At 65.7% G+C, this 17,506-nt stretch carries 19 protein-coding genes, 1 other RNA gene and 1 riboswitch; of the genes, 11 read left to right on the top strand and 9 right to left on the bottom strand.

Features of this window, described 5'->3' with window-relative positions:
* Positions 1-26: 26 nt before the first annotated feature.
* The 3 genes from ACIPHM_RS09035 (at position 27) to panD (ending at position 2,513) form a co-directional block, all read left to right on the top strand.
* Positions 27-1,106, top strand: a complete 1,080-nt coding sequence (locus ACIPHM_RS09035; RefSeq protein ID WP_400327086.1) for a segregation and condensation protein A — start codon at positions 27-29, stop codon at positions 1,104-1,106.
* A gap of 7 nt (positions 1,107-1,113) precedes the next feature.
* On the top strand, positions 1,114-1,950 hold the full coding sequence (panC, locus tag ACIPHM_RS09030) for a pantoate--beta-alanine ligase (RefSeq protein ID WP_400327085.1): 837 nt from the start codon (positions 1,114-1,116) through the stop codon (positions 1,948-1,950).
* 140 nt (positions 1,951-2,090) lie between these two features.
* Positions 2,091-2,513, top strand: a complete 423-nt coding sequence (panD, locus tag ACIPHM_RS09025; protein WP_400327084.1) for an aspartate 1-decarboxylase — start codon at positions 2,091-2,093, stop codon at positions 2,511-2,513.
* 136 nt (positions 2,514-2,649) lie between these two features.
* Here the strand turns inward: panD and ACIPHM_RS09020 are convergent, their stop codons facing one another.
* Together ACIPHM_RS09020 and ACIPHM_RS09015 are read right to left on the bottom strand one after the other, a co-directional pair.
* Entirely contained in the window at positions 2,650-3,273 is a 624-nt protein-coding gene (locus ACIPHM_RS09020) for an AAA family ATPase (RefSeq protein ID WP_400327083.1), read from the bottom strand.
* 66 nt (positions 3,274-3,339) lie between these two features.
* Entirely contained in the window at positions 3,340-4,833 is a 1,494-nt protein-coding gene (locus ACIPHM_RS09015; protein WP_400327081.1) for a cobyric acid synthase, read from the bottom strand.
* A gap of 40 nt (positions 4,834-4,873) precedes the next feature.
* Between ACIPHM_RS09015 and cobU the strand changes: the two genes are divergently transcribed.
* The 4 genes from cobU to ACIPHM_RS08995 all read left to right on the top strand — a co-directional run bounded on the left by cobU (position 4,874) and on the right by ACIPHM_RS08995 (position 8,019).
* Positions 4,874-5,440 (top strand): bifunctional adenosylcobinamide kinase/adenosylcobinamide-phosphate guanylyltransferase, encoded by a 567-nt coding sequence (gene cobU / locus ACIPHM_RS09010; RefSeq protein WP_400327079.1) that lies wholly within the window; start codon positions 4,874-4,876, stop codon positions 5,438-5,440.
* A 6-nt stretch (positions 5,441-5,446) separates the two neighbouring features.
* Positions 5,447-6,427: an adenosylcobinamide-phosphate synthase CbiB gene (gene cbiB / locus ACIPHM_RS09005; protein WP_400327077.1), complete on the top strand. Its 981-nt coding sequence runs from the start codon at positions 5,447-5,449 to the stop codon at positions 6,425-6,427.
* Positions 6,428-6,432: 5 nt separating this feature from the next.
* The gene (gene cobD / locus ACIPHM_RS09000; protein ID WP_400327076.1) at positions 6,433-7,515 is read left to right on the top strand and encodes a threonine-phosphate decarboxylase CobD; all 1,083 of its coding nucleotides are present in this window, start codon (positions 6,433-6,435) and stop codon (positions 7,513-7,515) included.
* 276 nt (positions 7,516-7,791) lie between these two features.
* Entirely contained in the window at positions 7,792-8,019 is a 228-nt protein-coding gene (locus tag ACIPHM_RS08995; protein ID WP_400327074.1) for a hypothetical protein, read from the top strand.
* A gap of 210 nt (positions 8,020-8,229) precedes the next feature.
* On the opposite strand, the gene ACIPHM_RS08990 is transcribed toward ACIPHM_RS08995, so the two are convergent.
* Positions 8,230-8,397 carry a hypothetical protein gene (locus ACIPHM_RS08990; RefSeq protein ID WP_400327072.1) on the bottom strand — a complete coding sequence of 56 codons (168 nt, stop codon included), beginning with the start codon at positions 8,395-8,397 and terminating at the stop codon, positions 8,230-8,232.
* A gap of 265 nt (positions 8,398-8,662) precedes the next feature.
* Between ACIPHM_RS08990 and ACIPHM_RS08985 the strand changes: the two genes are divergently transcribed.
* The gene (locus ACIPHM_RS08985) at positions 8,663-9,619 is read left to right on the top strand and encodes a cobalamin-binding protein (RefSeq protein ID WP_400327486.1); all 957 of its coding nucleotides are present in this window, start codon (positions 8,663-8,665) and stop codon (positions 9,617-9,619) included.
* A 26-nt stretch (positions 9,620-9,645) separates the two neighbouring features.
* On the opposite strand, the gene cobC is transcribed toward ACIPHM_RS08985, so the two are convergent.
* The 6 genes from cobC to ACIPHM_RS08955 form a co-directional block, all read right to left on the bottom strand.
* A complete protein-coding gene (gene cobC, locus ACIPHM_RS08980; protein WP_400327070.1) occupies positions 9,646-10,245 on the bottom strand; it encodes an alpha-ribazole phosphatase family protein in 600 nt (199 codons plus the stop codon).
* Positions 10,236-11,105, bottom strand: a complete 870-nt coding sequence (locus tag ACIPHM_RS08975) for an adenosylcobinamide-GDP ribazoletransferase (protein ID WP_400327068.1) — start codon at positions 11,103-11,105, stop codon at positions 10,236-10,238. The genes cobC and ACIPHM_RS08975 overlap by 10 nt, the downstream gene beginning before the upstream one ends.
* Positions 11,102-12,181, bottom strand: a complete 1,080-nt coding sequence (gene cobT / locus ACIPHM_RS08970; RefSeq protein WP_400327066.1) for a nicotinate-nucleotide--dimethylbenzimidazole phosphoribosyltransferase — start codon at positions 12,179-12,181, stop codon at positions 11,102-11,104. Before cobT ends, ACIPHM_RS08975 begins: the two co-directional genes overlap by 4 nt.
* A 111-nt stretch (positions 12,182-12,292) precedes the next feature.
* Positions 12,293-13,117: an ABC transporter ATP-binding protein gene (locus tag ACIPHM_RS08965; protein ID WP_400327064.1), complete on the bottom strand. Its 825-nt coding sequence runs from the start codon at positions 13,115-13,117 to the stop codon at positions 12,293-12,295.
* A complete protein-coding gene (locus tag ACIPHM_RS08960) occupies positions 13,114-14,109 on the bottom strand; it encodes a FecCD family ABC transporter permease (RefSeq protein WP_400327062.1) in 996 nt (331 codons plus the stop codon). The genes ACIPHM_RS08965 and ACIPHM_RS08960 overlap by 4 nt, the downstream gene beginning before the upstream one ends.
* 27 nt (positions 14,110-14,136) lie before the next feature.
* Positions 14,137-16,143 (bottom strand): TonB-dependent receptor plug domain-containing protein, encoded by a 2,007-nt coding sequence (locus tag ACIPHM_RS08955; RefSeq protein ID WP_400327060.1) that lies wholly within the window; start codon positions 16,141-16,143, stop codon positions 14,137-14,139.
* Between the two features lie 155 nt (positions 16,144-16,298).
* Positions 16,299-16,551: riboswitch (cobalamin riboswitch) on the bottom strand.
* A gap of 89 nt (positions 16,552-16,640) precedes the next feature.
* Between ACIPHM_RS08955 and ACIPHM_RS08950 the strand changes: the two genes are divergently transcribed.
* The 3 genes from ACIPHM_RS08950 to ssrS all read left to right on the top strand — a co-directional run bounded on the left by ACIPHM_RS08950 (position 16,641) and on the right by ssrS (position 17,475).
* The gene (locus tag ACIPHM_RS08950; protein WP_044454750.1) at positions 16,641-16,952 is read left to right on the top strand and encodes a hypothetical protein; all 312 of its coding nucleotides are present in this window, start codon (positions 16,641-16,643) and stop codon (positions 16,950-16,952) included.
* A complete protein-coding gene (locus ACIPHM_RS08945; protein ID WP_400327058.1) occupies positions 16,949-17,260 on the top strand; it encodes a cell division protein ZapA in 312 nt (103 codons plus the stop codon). Before ACIPHM_RS08950 ends, ACIPHM_RS08945 begins: the two co-directional genes overlap by 4 nt.
* Positions 17,261-17,294: 34 nt before the next feature.
* Positions 17,295-17,475, top strand: a non-coding RNA gene (gene ssrS, locus ACIPHM_RS08940) — 6S RNA.
* Positions 17,476-17,506: the final 31 nt, after the last annotated feature.

Raw genomic sequence — 17,506 nt, 5'->3', positions numbered from 1 at the left:
TTGCCGGTTTCCGGCCGAGTCCTGCATTGAATCCGAGTACGCCCGACGATCCGTCGCTCACGCCCGACCCGATCCCCGAGATCGCGCCGGCGCCCGAGCACGTCGGTGCAATGGCGGATGAAACGCCGGGCGAAGGTCCGAGCGACGCATCGGGCGAGACACCGACAGTCGCGCCGCTCGTGACGTCGGAGGTGGCGGCGGATGCGGCGTCGGCGCAGGCCTCACCGACCTTGTCAGCCGCATCGCGCCCGGCGGGTGCAGGCGTGGCGGGACCTGAGCTGCCCGCGCCGCAGAACGGGCAGGATTCGACGCCGGACACGGTCGACGGCGTCGCGCGTGCGCGCCTTTACGGTGAGCCGCTGTTCGCACTGCCGACCGACCTCTACATCCCGCCGGATGCGCTGGAGATCTTCCTCGAAGCCTTCGAAGGCCCGCTCGACTTGCTGCTGTACCTGATCCGCAAGCAGAACTTCAACGTCCTCGACATTCCGATGGCGCAGGTCACGAAGCAATATCTGCTGTACGTGGAGCAGATCCGCCGGACCAATCTCGAACTGGCCTCCGAGTATCTGCTCATGGCCGCGATGCTCATCGAGATCAAGTCGCGCATGCTGCTGCCGGTGAAGAAAGCGGATACCGGCGAAGAAGCCGAAGATCCACGCGCCGAACTCGTGCGTCGTCTGCTGGAGTACGAGCAGATGAAACTCGCCGCGCAGAAGCTCGACACGCTGCCGGTGCTCGGCCGCGACTTCCTGCGCTCGCAGGTCTACATCGAGCAGAGCCTCCAGCCGCGCTTCCCCGAAGTCGACGCCGAAGACCTGCGTGCGGCGTGGGCGGAAGTGCTGCGTCGCGCCAAACTCGTGCAGCATCACAAGATCTCGCGCGAAGAGCTGTCCGTGCGTGAGCACATGAGCCAGATTCTGCGACGCCTGCAAGGCGCGCGCTTCATGGAGTTCACCGAGCTCTTCGACGTCACGCGCGGCGTGCCGGTCGTCGTGGTCAACTTCATCGCCATGCTCGAACTCACGCGCGAGTCGCTGCTGGAGATCACGCAGGCCGAGCCGTTTGCGCCGATCTACGTCCGTCTGACTTACACCCCAAACTGAGCGCCCAATGAAAGTCATCCCCTCGATTCACGAACTGCGCGACCAACTGCGCGGACAGAATCGCGTCGCCTTCGTGCCCACGATGGGCAACCTGCATGAAGGCCACCTGTCGCTCATGCGACTCGCGCGCCAGCACGGCGACCCGGTCGTGGCCAGCATCTTCGTGAACCGTCTGCAATTCGGGCCCAACGAAGACTTCGACAAGTACCCGCGCACGATGCTCGACGACATCGAGAAGCTCACGCGCGAGAATGTCTACGTGCTGTTCGCCCCGGACGAGAAGGAGATGTACCCGGAGCCGCAGGAATACCGCGTCGAGCCGCCGCACGATCTGGGCGACATTCTCGAGGGCGAATTCCGCCCGGGCTTCTTCAAGGGTGTGTGCACGGTCGTCACCAAGCTGTTCTCGTGTGTGCAGCCGCGCGTGGCCGTGTTCGGCAAGAAGGATTACCAGCAACTGATGATCGTGCGCAGCATGTGCCGTCAGTTCGCGCTGCCCATCGAGATCATTGCCGCCGAAACGGTGCGCGCCGAAGACGGTCTGGCGCTGTCCTCGCGTAACCGCTATCTGTCGGACGCCGAGCGTGCCGAGGCCCCGCAGTTGTATCGTCTGCTCGGCGAAATTCGTGACGAGATCAACGGTGGCAAAACGGACTACGCGGCGCTCGAAGCGGCGGCCATGAAGACGTTGACCGAGCGCGGCTGGAAGCCGGACTACGTGGCGATTCGCCAGCGCGCCAATCTGCGCGCACCGGCGCCGGGCGCGGCACCGAAGGAAAGTCTGGTGGTGCTCGCGGCGGCCAGGCTGGGCGCAACGCGTCTGATCGACAATCTCGAAATCTGAGTGCCGGGCACGCCGCGCACGGTCAGGCGACCGGTGCGACGTGCGCCAGGCGCAAGCCGCGCGTGTGTCGGCCCCATGCCGACGCCGCGCTCATCTTTTGTCGCACCAAGTGCGCGACACCGCAACACAAGAGGCACGCCATGTACCGCACCATGCTCAAGTCGAAGATCCACCGCGCCACCGTAACGCATTGCGAACTGCATTACGAAGGCTCGTGCGCGATCGACGAAAACCTGCTCGAAGCCTCGGGCCTTGTCGAAAATGAGCAGATCGACATCTTCAACGTCAACAACGGCGAACGGTTCACCACCTACGCGATTCGCGGCGAGCGCGGGAGCGGCATGATCTCGCTCAACGGCGCGGCGGCACGTCGCGCGCAACTGGGCGACATCGTCATCATCGTGTCCTACGCACAGGTCGAGGAAAAGGAAGTGCTGGCCGGCTTCAAGCCCAAGCTGGTGTTCGTCGACGAGAAGAACGCGCAAAAGGGCGAGCGCGATCACGTGCCGCTGCAAGCCTGGGAAGAGACCCGCGCCTTTGAGGCCGCTCAGGCAGCTAAGTAAGACAGCCAAGTCAAGCAGGACCTCCAGCGCTGAACGCGCTGGCGACGTCAAAGCAATAGGGGCCCCGGCGGGCCCCTATTCTTTTGTGCATCATGGGTGACGTTGGCGTCGTCATCCGCGCGGTCGGCTCAGGCACTCATCTCGCCACGAACGCCGTAATCCCCGTCCACTGTGGCAAGTCGCGCTCCACGCGGCCTGGCGCCACATCCCACAGCGTGAGCCCGTGTGCGGCGAGTTGCACATAGTTCTGCGTGTTGCGCAGCATGCCGAGCACCGGCAGCCCCGCCTCCTCGCAGTAGCGCGAGAGCTGATCGGCCGCGCGCGTGCGGGCGTCGACCCGCATGCCCACGACACCGATGCGCACCTCTGCCTGCCGCACGGCCTTCTCTTCCCCCAGCTTCTGGAGGAAGTCGCGCGTCGCGAGAATGTCGAAGATGGATGGCTGCAACGGTACCAGCACGTGATCGGCCAGCTTGAGAATCGAGTCGAGACGCTTGCCGTGCAGGCCTGCCGGCGTGTCGAGTACCGCGTGCGTCGTGCCCTTGGGCGGACGGGCCACCTCGTTGTGATCGACTTCCCAGGTCGCAATCGGACGCACCGCCGGCGGGCGCAGCCCCAGCCAGGCCCGTGACGACTGCTGACGATCCGTGTCGCCCAGCATGACAGCATGGCCTTTGGCGGCCAGATAGCCCGCCAGATTCGTCGCCAGCGTGCTCTTGCCCACGCCACCCTTTGGATTCGCCACCACAATCACCGGCATTGCAGACTCCCCGAGGTCGATTTGCCGCTCATCTTACAACGGCTGGATGACGGGACGGATTCGGCACTAGCGCAGGCACGCCCACACGCGCGGCAAATCCAGATGCGCCGCGAACGAATCGGCCAGCCGGTCCAGAGACGCCTCGCGCAGCGCGTTGTAGTCCTGCATCTCCAGATCGCGTGCCCCGGCCCAACTCAGCAGCGCCTGCAACGCTTGCGGCGTATCGAACAAGCCATGCAGATACGTGCCCATGACCTGATCGTCGGCCGAGCGGGCGCCATCGGCCACGTCGCCGTCCAGCCATACGGCGGGACGTGCAAGCGCCGCCCCGCGCGTCACCCCCATGTGAATCTCGTAGCCGTTCACTGGCGCATCGCCCGCCGTGAGACGTCCCGCCACGACTCGCAACTGCTTTTGCGTTTCCATCGTGGTCTCGATCTCCAGCCATCCAAGGCCCGCCGTCGTGCCCGCGTCGCCTTCCAGGCCGAGCGGGTCGTGAATCGCCGTACCCAGCATCTGCAAGCCGCCGCAGATCCCCAGCACCTTGCCGCCGTAGCGCAGATGCCGTGCGATCGCCGGCGCCCAGCCTTGCGCGCGCAGCCACGCCAGATCGGCGCGCACGTGCTTGCTGCCGGGCAGGATCACCAGATCGGCAGCGGGCCACGCTTCGCCCGCGCCCACGTAACGGAAATCGACCTGGGGATGCGCGCGCAAGGCGTCGAAATCGGTGTGATTGCTGATGCGAGGCAGCGCCGGCACGGCCACACGCAAACGCGTCTCGCCGCTGGCCGCCTTGTGACGCTCGCCGGGCAGCATGTCCTCGCCATCCAGATGCAGGCCGTGCAGGTACGGCAGCACGCCCAGCACCGGAATGCCCGTCTTCGTCTCCACCCACGCCAGACCGCTCGTGAGCAACGACGGATCGCCGCGAAACCGGTTGATGATGAAGCCCTTGATGCGTGCGCGTTCGCTATCCGACAGGCACGCGAGGGTGCCGAGCAATTGCGCGAACACGCCACCCCGGTCGATATCCGCGACGAGCAACACCGGGGCATCGACGGCTTCGGCGAAGCCCATGTTGGCGATGTCGCGCGCACGCAGATTCACCTCGGCCGGGCTGCCCGCGCCCTCGACGAGCACCGCGTCATAGCCCGCGCGCAAGCGCTCGTACGCCGCCAGCACCGCAGCCATCGCGCGAGGCTTGTACGCCTGATAGGCGCGCGCATCGAGATCGGCCACCACCTTGCCGCCGATGATGACCTGCGCGCCCCGGTCGCTGCTCGGTTTGAGCAACACGGGATTGAAGTCGGTATGCGCGGTCACGCCAGCCGCTTGCGCTTGGAGCGCCTGGGCGCGTCCGATTTCGCCGCCGTCGGCGGTCACGGCGCTGTTGAGCGCCATGTTCTGCGGCTTGAAGGGGGCGACGCGCACGCCGTCGCGATACAGCAGACGGCAAAGGCCCGCGACCACCGTGCTCTTGCCCGCGTCGGAGGACGTGCCCTGAATCATCAGGGTGCCGCGGCGAGCGTGCGCTTCGAAATTGACAGGGATTTCACTCATGACGCGGATTATCGCATCGGGCGCTCGTACAATATCGCCCATGAGTGACCTCGATCCAACGATTCCCGACCTGACTTTCGTGCTCGGTGGCGCACGCTCCGGCAAAAGTGCATTTGCCGAACGTCTCGCCGCACAGAGCCGCCTGCCTGTCACCTATGTCGCGACGGCCGCCGTGAGCGACGAGCCCGAAATGCGCGCGCGTATCGCGCATCATCGCGACAGCCGCCCCGCGCATTGGGAGACGCTCGAAGTCGGCCGCGATCTGGCGGGCGCCTTGCGCGATGTCGCTCGCGACGGCCGTTGCGTGCTGGTGGACTGCCTGCCGCTGTGGCTCGCCGGCTGGCTGTGTCCGCCGGACGATCACCCGGAAGGCCCGGCGAACGACGAACAGTGGCAGAACGTCGTCGACACGCTCGCGGCAACGCTCGTCTCGCTGCCCGGCAAGCTCGTCGTCGTCAGCAATGAAATCGGGCTCGGCGTGATCCCGATGGGTTCGATCACGCGCCGCTATGTCGACGAACTCGGACGCCTCAACCAGCGGGTCGCAGCGCTGGCGCCGCAAGTGCGTTTTGTCGTCGCAGGCCTGCCGATGGCCGTCAAAGGATAATCGCCGATGCTCACCGGACTCGCCCCCGAATCGCTCTGGCTCGCCGCATTGATCGGCGTGCTGCTCGACGCCTGGCTCGGCGAGCCGCGCCGCTGGCACCCGCTGGTCGGCTTCGGATACGTTGCCAATGGAGTCGAAGCATGGCTCAACGACCCCGCGGTGCGCGACAAGCCGTTCAGCGCCATGACGCGCGGCACCTGGGCCTGGTCAATCATGCTGGTGATCCCCGTGCTGATCGCCTGGGCGCTCACGTTCCTGCCCGGCTGGGGCGGCATCGTCTGGCAAGCGCTCGCGTTGTACGCCGCGCTGGGCGCCCGCAGCCTGCGCGAGCACGTGATGCCCATCGCCCGCGCGCTGCGTGACGGCGATCTGCCGCAGGCGCGCGCGCTGACCGCCCGCATCGTCTCGCGCGACACCGAGGACGCGAGTGCGTCCGACCTCGCGCGGGCGGCCGTCGAATCGACGCTGGAGAACGGCAACGACGCCATCTTCGGCGCGCTCTTCTGGTTCGCCGTCGCGGGCGCCCCCGGCGTCGTGCTGTTCCGGCTCGCCAACACGCTCGACGCGATGTGGGGCTATCGCACCGACAAGTTTCTGTATTTCGGCCGCCCGGCGGCGCGCATCGACGACGTTCTCAACTGGATTCCCGCGCGTCTGACCGCCGCGAGCTACGCGATTTTCGGCGACGTCGCCCGCGCCATCGAGTGCTGGCGCAAGCAGGCCAGCGCATGGTCGAGTCCCAATGCGGGGCCGGTCATGGCCGCAGGCGCCGGGAGTCTCGGCGTCCAGTTGGGCGGCCCGGCGCGCTATCACGGCGAATGGGAAACCCGCCCGCCGCTGGGCTGCGGCATGGAGCCGTCCGCCAAGCACATTCGCGCCGCCTGGCGCCTCATCTCCCGGTCCATGTGGATGTGGCTGATCGTCAGCGGCGCGCTGGCGCTGTTCGCCGCCTCGCAAGCCGACGCCATGCCCATCACCCTGCTGTAACCCTCATGTCAATGTCAGCCATCGTCCCCCGTCACGGCGGGAATCTCGGCGAAGCCATCCTCCGATATCGACGAGCACGCGAAGACTGGCTCGATCTTTCCACCGGCATCAATCCGAACGGCTATCCGGTGCCAATGCCGCCCGCGAGCGCATGGCGCGACCTGCCCGACGCCTTCGACGGTCTGCGCGACGTTGCCGCGCGTTACTACGACGTGCCCGTCGGGTCCGTGGTGCCGTGCGCCGGGTCGCAGGCCGTCATTCGTGCGCTGCCTGCGTTACTGCGCCCGGGACGCGTTGCTGTCGCGTCGCTCACCTATAGCGAGTACGCGCCGGCCTTCGTGCAGGCCGGGCATACGCTCGTGCCGTGGCCCGGCCCGGAGGCGGACGTGCCCGACGTCGACTATCTCGTCTGGGTGAATCCCGATAATCCGACGACGCGCTGTGTCTCGCGCGAGACGCTCTCACGATGGCAAGGTGTGCTGGCCAGGCGTGACGGCATGCTGATCGTCGACGAAGCCTTTGCCGACGTCTCCCCCCACGAATCGATGACGCCTCAGGTGGGCGAAGACGGCCTCGTCGTACTGCGCTCGGTCGGCAAGTTCTTCGGGCTGGCCGGCATCCGTGCCGGGTTCGCGCTGTGCCCGCAGGGGCTTGCCGAGCGTCTGGACGCGCGGCTGGGGTCGTGGACGGTCAGCGGCCCGGCAAGGTTCGCCGTGCGAGCAGCGTTATGCGATACCGCGTGGCAAAGCGCGGCTCGGGAACGTTTGTTGCGCGAGGGTGAACGATTATTGGCGCTGTTGCGCTCGCATGGCTGGCCCGCCCTTGGCACGCCGCTCTTCGCCTGGACACCGCATGCCCGTGCTGCGCAGTGGCACGAGGCACTGGCCGCGCAGGGCGTCTGGACGCGTTTGTTCGACGCTCGCCCCGTCACGCTGACGGGACTGACGACCACGCTGCCCAGCCTGCGCCTGGGCCTGCCGTCGAACGAAGCAGAATGGCAGCGCTTGCAAGCCGCCCTGGCGACCTTGCCCCCCTTGCCCGCTTCGGCAGCCATTGCGCCATCCCGCACAGGCGTGGACGTCGAATAGGTCGATCGCCGAATATACGCATACGACGTACAGAGATCCGAACAAACTTTTTGGGAACTGCGAGGGGCGAAGGCCATCCAATTTCCCCGTTATGCTTCCGAATGGCAGCACGCGCCGAGGTCTGACGCTTACGCCGTATTAAAAAGCCCAGCGTTGTTGCCATTTTCGTTACAAATTGAAGCATTTCTGCAACAAATGCACACAGTCATCGCCGAAGGGCGCCGCTAGACTGAAGGTTCTTTCGCAAGGGCTTTCCCCAATTAAAAGGACGACCAAATGAAAAAACTGCCTCTGTTGCTCGCTACCCTCCTGACCGCCACCATCGTGACAGTGGGTTGCACGAAGAAGGAAGATCAATCGGCTGCCCCGGCCGCCGACACGTCGGCATCGGCCCCGGCGGTTGCCCCGGCAGATAATTCGACGCCGGCCAGCGATGCAGGCGCTGCCATGAGTGCTCCGGCATCGGACGCAGGTGCAGAAGCACCGGCGCCGGCGTCCAACTAACGCAGCAGATCGGTGGGCCAGACACTGTCGCGGATTCCGGTCCGCTCAACAATGCGCTGACCACCCACGTGCCTTAGTCACGCGCCAGTAACGTCTGGCACTACGAAAAAAAACCGCGCCCCCTGAACTCTCCGGAGTCAGGGGGCGCGGTCGTATACAGGGTGATCCCGGCAATCCCGGCGCTGCGGGCAGCTCGCCCGCGGGTGTGACTTACTTCACCAGCGTCACGCCGCCGTCGATGACGCCATATGCCTCGACTTTACTCGAGCCGGACACGCCGGATGCACTCGACGACGCCCCCAAACCGCCCGGTCCGGCACACGCGCCAAGCATTGCCACCAGCGCCAGCGCGCAGATCATTCCGAAATTTCGCTTCACGACTTCCACTCCTCAAATCCCGCGCTCGCTGGCCGGGTGTATTTCCAGTCTACGATCCGATACCATGTCACGCATCGTTCGACTGCTATTGCGTGACATCGGTTCAGCCAGCAATTCAGCCGCCTCGCGGCGCAAACCCTTGTCGCGCGGTCGCATCCCGCCGAAAATGGCGAGTCCGTGGCGGGAATGATCCCACTTTTCGATGTTTCCGATCTCCGCCGATCCTTCCCCCCCTCACCGCCCCGCCGCGCTCGTCCCGATGTCGATGTTGCCCAATCTCCCGGCCCAGCGCCACCGTTCCCGGCGCCGCGCGCTTGCCCTCATCCTCTGCTGCGTCGCGGGTCTCACCTCGCTCGGCGCCCTGAGCGCCCACGCCGCCGTCTCGGTCAACGACGACAGCGGCGCGACCGTCACCCTGCCGGCCCCGGCGCAGCGCGTGGTGAGCCTCTCGCCGCACGCGACGGAACTGCTGTTCGCCGCGGGGGCAGGCGACAAGGTCGTGGGCGTGGTGAAGTACGCCGACTATCCCGAAGCCGCGCAACGTCTGCCGCGCGTGGGCGATAACAGCGCGCTCGATCTCGAACGTATCCTCGCGCTCAAGCCCGACCTGCTCGTCGTGTGGATGCACGGCAACTCGCAGCGTCAGGTCGAAGCGCTGCGTCAACTGAAGCTGCCGGTGTTCTATTCGGAGCCGAAGCATCTGACCGATCTGCCGGCGGCCATCGAAACGCTCGGTACGCTGATGGGAACGCCTGCGAAGGCGCAGGCGTCTGCCGAGGCGTTCCGCGCGCGATACGAAGCGCTTCGCAAGCAATACGCGTCGCGCACGCCGGTCTCGGTGTTCTATCAGGTGTGGACGCAACCGCTCATGACGCTCAACGGCACGCATTTGGTGAGCGACGTCATCCGGCTGTGCGGCGGTGTGAACGTCTTCGCCGACGAACCGGCGCTCGTGCCGCGTGTGTCGGTCGAAGCGGTGCTGGCCAGGCGTCCGGAGGCGATGTTCACGGCAACGCCGGGCGCGACGAAGTCCGACAAACCGCTCGCCACGCTCGATAGCTGGCGCAAGTGGCCGCAAATTCCGGCGGTGGCTCACAACAATCTGTTCGGTATCGACGGCGATCTCATCAACCGTCCCGGTCCGCGCATTCTCGATGGCGCGCGCGCAATGTGCGAAGACCTCGACATCGCGCGCTCGCGGCGTACGGCAGCGGCACAGTAAGCACCGCAAGTCGTCGGGGAGACGGTCTAGGCGTTCCAGCGAATCAGACGCGTCTGGCCGTCGTCGGCGATATGGAGATGACAGAGGCCACCGAAGTCGAGTGCCCACGACAGGCATGCCGTCGTCGGCAGGCCCAATGCCGTTGCCGTACGCAAACGGATCGGACCGGCGTGGGCCACAACGACATGCACGTCATCGCTTCGCGACGCCTGAGCGCGCAACGCTTGCGCCCACGCCTCCATCCGCAAGGCGACGTCGCGCGCCGACTCGCCACCGGGCGGCGAAAATCCTGCGACATCCTGCGCCCACGCGTCGAGCGCGCTTCGGTCGATGTCATCCCAAGCGCGCAGTTCCCAATCGCCGAAATTCATCTCGGCAAGACGCTCGTCCACCTGTAGCGGCACGCCGAACCTGTCTGCCATGACGGTCGCGGCGACTCGCGCGCGGCGCAAGGGACTGCTGTGAATCACCGTGGGTTTGCGCTCGCCCAGCACGCGGCCCAGACGCGCGTGCATCGCAGCGAGGGCGACGTCGAAGCCAGCGGCCAGCGGCGCAATATCGGTGCGGCCATAGCAGACGTTCGTCGCCACCTCCGGCGGCGGGTGACGCATCAGGATCAGATCCATGCGCACACCGTGAGGTACAACGCGAGTTCACCGAGTTGCTGCGCGAAGCCGAGCGTGTCGCCGGTGTAGCCGCCAAGGCGCCGGCGCAGATACCGGATGAGGCCCGCGCGAAGCACGATCAGCACCATCGCCCCCGTTACGCCCGCGCGCCAGTCCGGCCACAGCCACCACGGCACGCTGCACGCCACGCCGAACATCAGCCCGGCGACGCTCAGCCGCTGCGCCACCGGCTTGGCCTTGCCTTCCGGGCGGACGTAATCGAGCGTGCGCAGCAAGCTGATTGCCATGCTGCGGCTGGCCGCGTGCGCGCCGACCAGCACCACGGCGAATCCGCCCCACCCGATCGATGCCTGAATGTCGATGAGCGCCTGCCATTTGACGGCGAGCGCCAGCCACAATGCCACCGCCCCATAAGTGCCGATGCGCGAGTCGTGCATGATTTCCAGCACGCGCTCGCGCGTGAACGCGCCACCGAACGCGTCGACGGCATCGGCCAGCCCGTCTTCGTGAAAAGCGCCCGTGAGCAGCACGCTCACGCCGAGCCCCAGCGCAATGGCGAGCGGCGGCGACCAGAGATGGCCCATCGCCACCGTCAACACGGCCACCAGCGCACCGACAAACACACCGACGAGCGGGAAGTAGCGCGTCGCAGCGTTCAGTTGCGCCGGGGAGTAGCCGACCCACTGCGGAATCGGCACGCGGGTGAAAAATCCGAGCGCGCTCAGGAATAGCCGCCACTGCCCCCGGAATCCTCCGAACGTTTGCGCCGGACGCTCCTGATCCTGCGCAGCAAGATCGTGCGTGCCCGGTGCAGCGTGCGGCTCACCGTCGTACGAAGGATCGGGGGACGGCGTCGTCATTCGCTCACGGCCTCGCGATCGCTCACGCCCGCCCCTTCGAAAGTCGCCATCTCGCGCAGGAACGCGGCGGCGGCCTGAATCAACGGCATGGCCAGCGCGGCACCCGTGCCTTCGCCAAGCCGCAGGCCCAGTTGCAGCAGGGGCTTTGCGCCGAGCGCGTCGAGCATGGCGCGATGGCCCGTTTCGTCCGACGCGTGGGCGAAGACGCAGTAATCGAGCACCGCCGGCGATACGCGTGCGGCCACCAGCAGGGCCGACGTGCTGATGAAACCGTCGACCACGATGACGAGGCCGAGCTTCGCGGCGGCGAGGTAGGCGCCCGTCATCATGGCGATCTCGAAGCCGCCGAAGGTCGCCAGCGTATCCAGCGGATCGGCGTCGCCCGTCACCGGATGCGCGGCCAGTGCCCGCTCCAGCACGGCCGCCTTGCGGGCGAGCCCGGCGTCATCGATCCCTGTGCCGCGTCCGACACAGGCCGCGAGCGGCAACCCCGTCAGACGCTGCATCAGACACGCCGCAGCCGACGTGTTACCGATCCCCATCTCGCCGAAGCCGATCATGCGCGTGCCGCGCTGCGCGTGCGTCACCACGCGTGCGGCGCCTGCGGTGAGTGCCGTCTCGAGCTGCTCGCGGGTCATGGCAGGCGCGTCGAGGAAGTTCTGCGTGCCCCGCGCCACGGGAATGTCGACGAGCGATGCATGCGACGGGAAGTCGGCCGCAACACCGGCGTTGATGACTTCCATCTCGATGCCGTTCGCGCGGCAGAACACGTTGATGGCCGCGCCGCCGCGCAGGAAGTTGAGCACCATCTGCGCCGTCACGGCCTGCGGATAAGGGCTCACGCCGGCCGCCACGACCCCGTGATCGCCCGCGAACACGAGCATCGCGGCGCGCGCGAGTTCCGGTGTCGCGCTCTGCTGAATCCGGCCGATCCGATGCGCCACGTCTTCCAGCGCCCCGAGGCTGCCGGGCGGCTTCGTCTTGATGTCGATGGCGTGTCGCAGCGATGCGTCCATCGCCGTCGACGGGGCGGCGATGTTGAAGAGTTCTGCCAGCAAAGGGCTGAAAGCGGTCATGCGGGAACGTCCTGAATCGATAAAGCCAAGTCAAACATGCCGGAAACGACCGGCACGCGGATGGGAGTGTACGCCTGCGCTTCGTTTCACTTCATGGCGTTTCATCCTGCGTCAGACGCGCCGGACGGGCACGAGCGCCTCGTCGTCGCCATCGCGAATCAAACGCAGCGGATAACCGAAGGCGCCGCTGCAATGCTCGGCCGAGAGCACGTCCCGCACCGGGCCCGCGCGCCAGCCGCCACGGCCGTCGAGCAACAAGGCATGCGTGGCGAAGCGTCGCGCGAGATTCAGATCGTGGCACGAGAAGATGACTGCGCAACCCGTGCGTTCAGCGTGACGCGCGAGCAATTCGAGGGCGTCGATCTGGTGATGCAGATCGAGATGCGACACCGGTTCGTCGAGCAGCAGTAACGGCGCGGCTTGCGCGATCACCGCCGCGAGCGACACGCGCTGACGCTCGCCGCCCGAGAGCGTGGTGACGTCGCGCGAGGCGAAGGCTTCGAGACCGACCTGCGCGAGCGCCGCGCTCGCGGCGGCGATGTCGTCGTCCGACTCCCACGCGCCCCAGCGGCCTTGCGCGAGGTATGGATGGCGTCCGGCCAGCACGACTTCGAGCGCGGTGGCGCCGAACGCGTCGCGCGTTTGCTGCGGCATCAGCGCGCGTATCCGGGCCAGTGGCGCGGGACGCCACTGCGTGAGCGCCTTGCCGCCTATCTCCACGCGGCCGCTGGCGGTGATAGTCGCGTCGCGCTGCGATTTTTCGTCGATGGGACGCAGTCCGGCGAGCGTGCCGAGCAACGTCGTCTTGCCCGCGCCGTTGGGGCCGGCCAGACACCAGTATTCGCCCGGCGCGATGGCGAGATCCAGCCAGTCGACGAGCACACGCTCGCCCGCACGCAGCGTCAGGGCATGCGTTTGCAGCAGCGGCGCGCTCATCGGATCACCCTGCGTGAGAGAAGCCACAGGAAGACCGGCACGCCGATCAACGCTGTGATGACACCGACGGGCAACTGGGTCGGCGCGATGACGGTGCGCGCGACCAGATCGGCCAGCATCAGCAGCGCCCCCCCCGCGAGCGCCGCGGCGGGCAGCAGCATGCGCTGATCGTTACCGAAACGCAGACGCAGGATGTGAGGCACGACGAGGCCGACGAAACCGATGCTGCCCGCCGTGGTAACGGCGATGGCAGTGGCGAGCGACGCCGCCAGATAGATGCGCGCGCGCAATGGTCCGACGGCAACGCCCACGGCCTGTGCGACGGCTTCGCCGCGCAGCAGCACGTTCAATCGGTGCGCGACGGGGCACACGATGAGCAGCGTCACGCCAAGCGCGATCAGCGGCAACGACGCACGGTCGACACCGTTCAGATCGCCCGTGAGCCAGAACAGCATGCCGCGCAGGCTCGCGTCGGGCGCAAGCGTGAGAATCAGGGTGGAAAGGGCGCCGAAGCCCGCGGCCATCATCACGCCGGTCAGCAGCAGTTTGGTACTGCTGTCCTGATCGCCGGGACGCAGGAAGCTACGGTGCGAGAGCCCCATCACAATGGCAATCGCGGCGAGTGCGCCGGCGAAGGCACTCGTCTGCACCCAGAAAAAGGGCAGCATGAGCGCCAGCGAGGCCAGCGCTGCCACGCCCGCACCGCCGGAGATGCCCAGCACGTACGGGTCGGCCAGCGGGTTGCGCAGCAGGGTCTGCATGAGGGTGCCCGCCACGGCGAGCAGGCCGCCGCAGGCGAACGCCGCGAGCGCACGCGGCAGGCGCAGGCGCCAGACCACATCGCCCGCGAGACCGGCGTCGTGGCCGAGCGCGAGCGCACCGATCTCACGCAGTGAGACCGGCACGCTCCCCAGCATAAGCGACGCCACGAGAACGGCCAGCGCAACGCCGGCCAATCCCGTCCAGATGGCGAGAGCGCGGCGCAGCGTCATGCCACGTCACGTCCCGCCGGGACGTCGTCAGAACTGCTTCCAGCCGAGCGAGACGTATATTGCGCGCCCGAGGGTATTGTAGCCATAGGCCGTCTGATAGTTCTTGTTGAAGACGTTGTCCAGGTGCGTCGAAACGTACCAGGATTTGTCGATATCGTAGCGTGCCTGCAGGTTCACAAGCGTGTAGGCCCCAAGGTGTTGACCCGCCGTATCGTAACGCTCGCCGCTGTAGAAGACATCGCCGCCGACCGTGAACTTGTCGAACGCCTTCGACAAGCCGACCGAACCGTACTGCCTGGCGCGGCGCGAGAGCGTCTTGTTGGCATCGAGGTCGGTCGGGTTCTGGCGCGTGAGCGAGGCACGCACGTCGACGCCGAAGAGCGGGCGGCCGGTGTACGTCAGCTCAAGGCCCTGCACCCGAGCGTTGGCCACATTGGACGCCTGCGACACACCGGGGGCGATGGTGGCGGACTGAATCAGGTTCGTGTAATTGGTCTGGAACCCGGTAAGTCGGACCAGCCCCAGACGTTCGCCACCATTGAACTGCACGCCGAGCTCCTTCGAAATCGAACGCTCGGGCTGCAGGTTCGGGTTCCCGTAGTTCGGGTAAAACAGATCGTTGAACGTCGGCGCGCGGAAACCATCGGACGCATTGGCCAGCAGCTTCCACTGCGTTGTCAGGTGGTAGCCGTAACCCAGCCAGTAGCTGTTCGCACCGCCAAAGTCCGAATACGCGTCACGACGCACGTTCACCTGGAACTGATGCTTGCCGAACGTGCCTTCATAGCCCAGGTAACCCGAATCGACGTGGCGATTGTTGTGGCCGAGGGGACTGTTGGTGTCGACGGTCTGTTCAAGACGCGTGTATCCGGCAATGAGTTTCTGATCGGGCATGAACGCATATTCGTTCGCCCAATCGATCTGATTGCTGGACGTGTGGAAATTGCCGTTACCATTGCCGTTCAGATAGTTGTAGCTGTAGTCGTCGCCCTGCGTGACGGTGAAGCGCGTGCTCCACTTGTCAGTGACGTTACCTTTCACGTACCCCGAAATCTGGCGCACGCGCGTATCGCTGTCGTTCAGATCGGTTGGACGCTTGCCACTGGGGTTGTCGTAGCTATAGCTGCCATCGCTCTGGAACAGACGCACGCCGGCTTCCCACGTATCGCCGAGTTTTCGCGAGAGCGTCGCGGTGACACTCGTGTTGTCGTCGCCGTTGCGGTTGGGGTTCGCTTTCGGGTAGAAACGTGGGTCGACGGCCGAGATGCCGTTGGTGTGAAAGCGCGAGACATCCAGCGAGAAACGCGTCTTGCCGTCATCGAACGAACCGGCGATACCGGCGTTGGCCTGGGTCGTGTTGTTCGTGCCGTAGCCGACTTCCGCATAGGCACGCGGCGGGCCGCCGTCGCCCTTGCGCGTGAAGATCTGAATCACACCGCCCACGGCCTGCGAGCCGTAAAGCGCCGACACGTTGCCGCGCACGATTTCGATGTGGTCGATCTGCGACACCGGAATCTGTGCGATGTTGGTCGTACCCGACGTCGCAGAGCTCACCGGCACACCGTCGATAAGCACCAGCGAGGCATTGGAATTCGCCCCTCGCATGAAAATGCTGGCCGACGTGCCGAAACCACCGTTCTGTACGATTTCCACGCCGGCCTGACCGCGCAGCAGCGTCGGCAGATCCTGCGCCTGGCTTTGTTCGATGTCCTCACGGGTGATGAGCGAGGTGGCGGGCAGCGTGTCGGCCAGTTTCTGCTCCGTGCGCGACGCCGTCACGACGGTCGTCTTGAGCTGAGCAGCCGTGGGATTGCCGGTGGCATTCGCGACATGGGTGGCGGCAACCGCCGCAGCGGCCGCAGCCGCCGGTGCATCGGCAGCTTGCGCCGACTGCGCGTGTGCGCCAACGCTTGCGGCAAACATGGCGGCAGCCATGGCCAGATGGCGTGGGGCGGGAACAAAGGCGGCGGGTGCCGAAGCGAGACGTGCAAAAGCAGGCGCGTGCAGCGCCATCGCGCGAACGTGGGAGCGCATGATCTGGTGTGACTTCCGTAGTTTTCTTATTGCCTGGACCCGATCCCCCGCGGGCCGCTGGCGCACGGGGAGCGCCGGTGACACGTCACGGATGCGATGCATCGACACATGAAAACGACGACACACCACCTGCGGCTTGCGCCGGGCGGCGTGGCTTTGATCCCCACTCACTTGGCCGGTATCCGGGCTGGTCATCGTCGCACCTGACCGGCCTTCCCGCATGCGCATGGCACACAGTGGCGATGGAGGCGAAGTGCGTTTTCGGAAACCTTTCGGGCCGAAAGAATGACTTACCGTTGCGGGGGCAGCACAGGTTGGCCAGCCCGTGTGGGGACGCGGCTCCCTGTTTCCCGTTTAACTGCGCATGCCGGGAGGGCGTGCGCGAGCACCAAAGTGCCGCAAGTGTAGGGGCCATTCGGACGAGCGTCAATGCTCGTTCGTCGGGCATTGGCCGCCGATTCCGTTAGAATGTAGGGCAATCAAGAGGACGCAGCCCGATGCTCACCGATCTCGACAATCTCACAGACAAAATGGAACAGTTGGTTGTCATCAGCCAACGTTTTCACCAACATAATCAAGCGTTGCTCGCGGAACTCGACCGCGCGCGCGCCGAATGCGACGAAACCCGCGCTGCCATCGAGCAATTGCGCACCGAGCGCGACGCCTTGCGTCTGCAACGCGACCAGCTGGCCGCCAAGATCGACGAGGCACAGGTTCGCCTGAACGCCATCCTGGAAAAGCTTCCGACGCAAAACCCCGCTGAGGGTCAGATGGATCTGCTCGGTACCCCCGGTGGAGAAAACGCATGACGATCAAGCAGCTCGAAGTTCATATTCTCGAACAGTCCTACCGGCTCGCCTGCCCGCCGGAACACGAAGCCGACCTGCTCGCGTCCGTGTCGCGCGTCGATGCCGAGATGAGCAAGGTTCGTGCACAGAGCAGCGTGCGTGGCACCGATCGGATTGCCGTCATGGCAGCGTTGAGCCTGGCATCCGAATTGCTAGCGTTGGAAAAAAGCATTGCTGCAGGACAAGCATTCCCTGCCGAAGAAATTCAGCGTAGAATTCAAGGCATGGACGAACGACTGAGCGCTGTGATCGATCAGTATCAAAACTGAAAGGCACCGACAGCCGTCCGATTCAAAAAGTTAGTTTTCCCTGCCTGGTTCGCGAAAGTCATAGATTCCTTGAACCAATGATCTGTTGCAGGTTGCGGAAGTTTGTAGTGCTGGCGTGAGCGTCACTTAGTCTGATGAACCCAAAGCGCTACTAACCGCGACCACCTTGAACCTTCGGTTCAGGATGCCGGCTTAGCGGCTGAGGCGGGGACCCAATACACGGCACTGCGTTCGCGCAGTGCCGTT

The sequence above is a fragment of the Pandoraea sp. NPDC087047 genome (assembly GCF_044745225.1).
GTDB lineage: Bacteria > Pseudomonadota > Gammaproteobacteria > Burkholderiales > Burkholderiaceae > Pandoraea.
The sequence above is the reverse complement of the archived record's forward strand: the minus strand, read 5'-3'. Positions and strand labels throughout refer to the sequence as shown.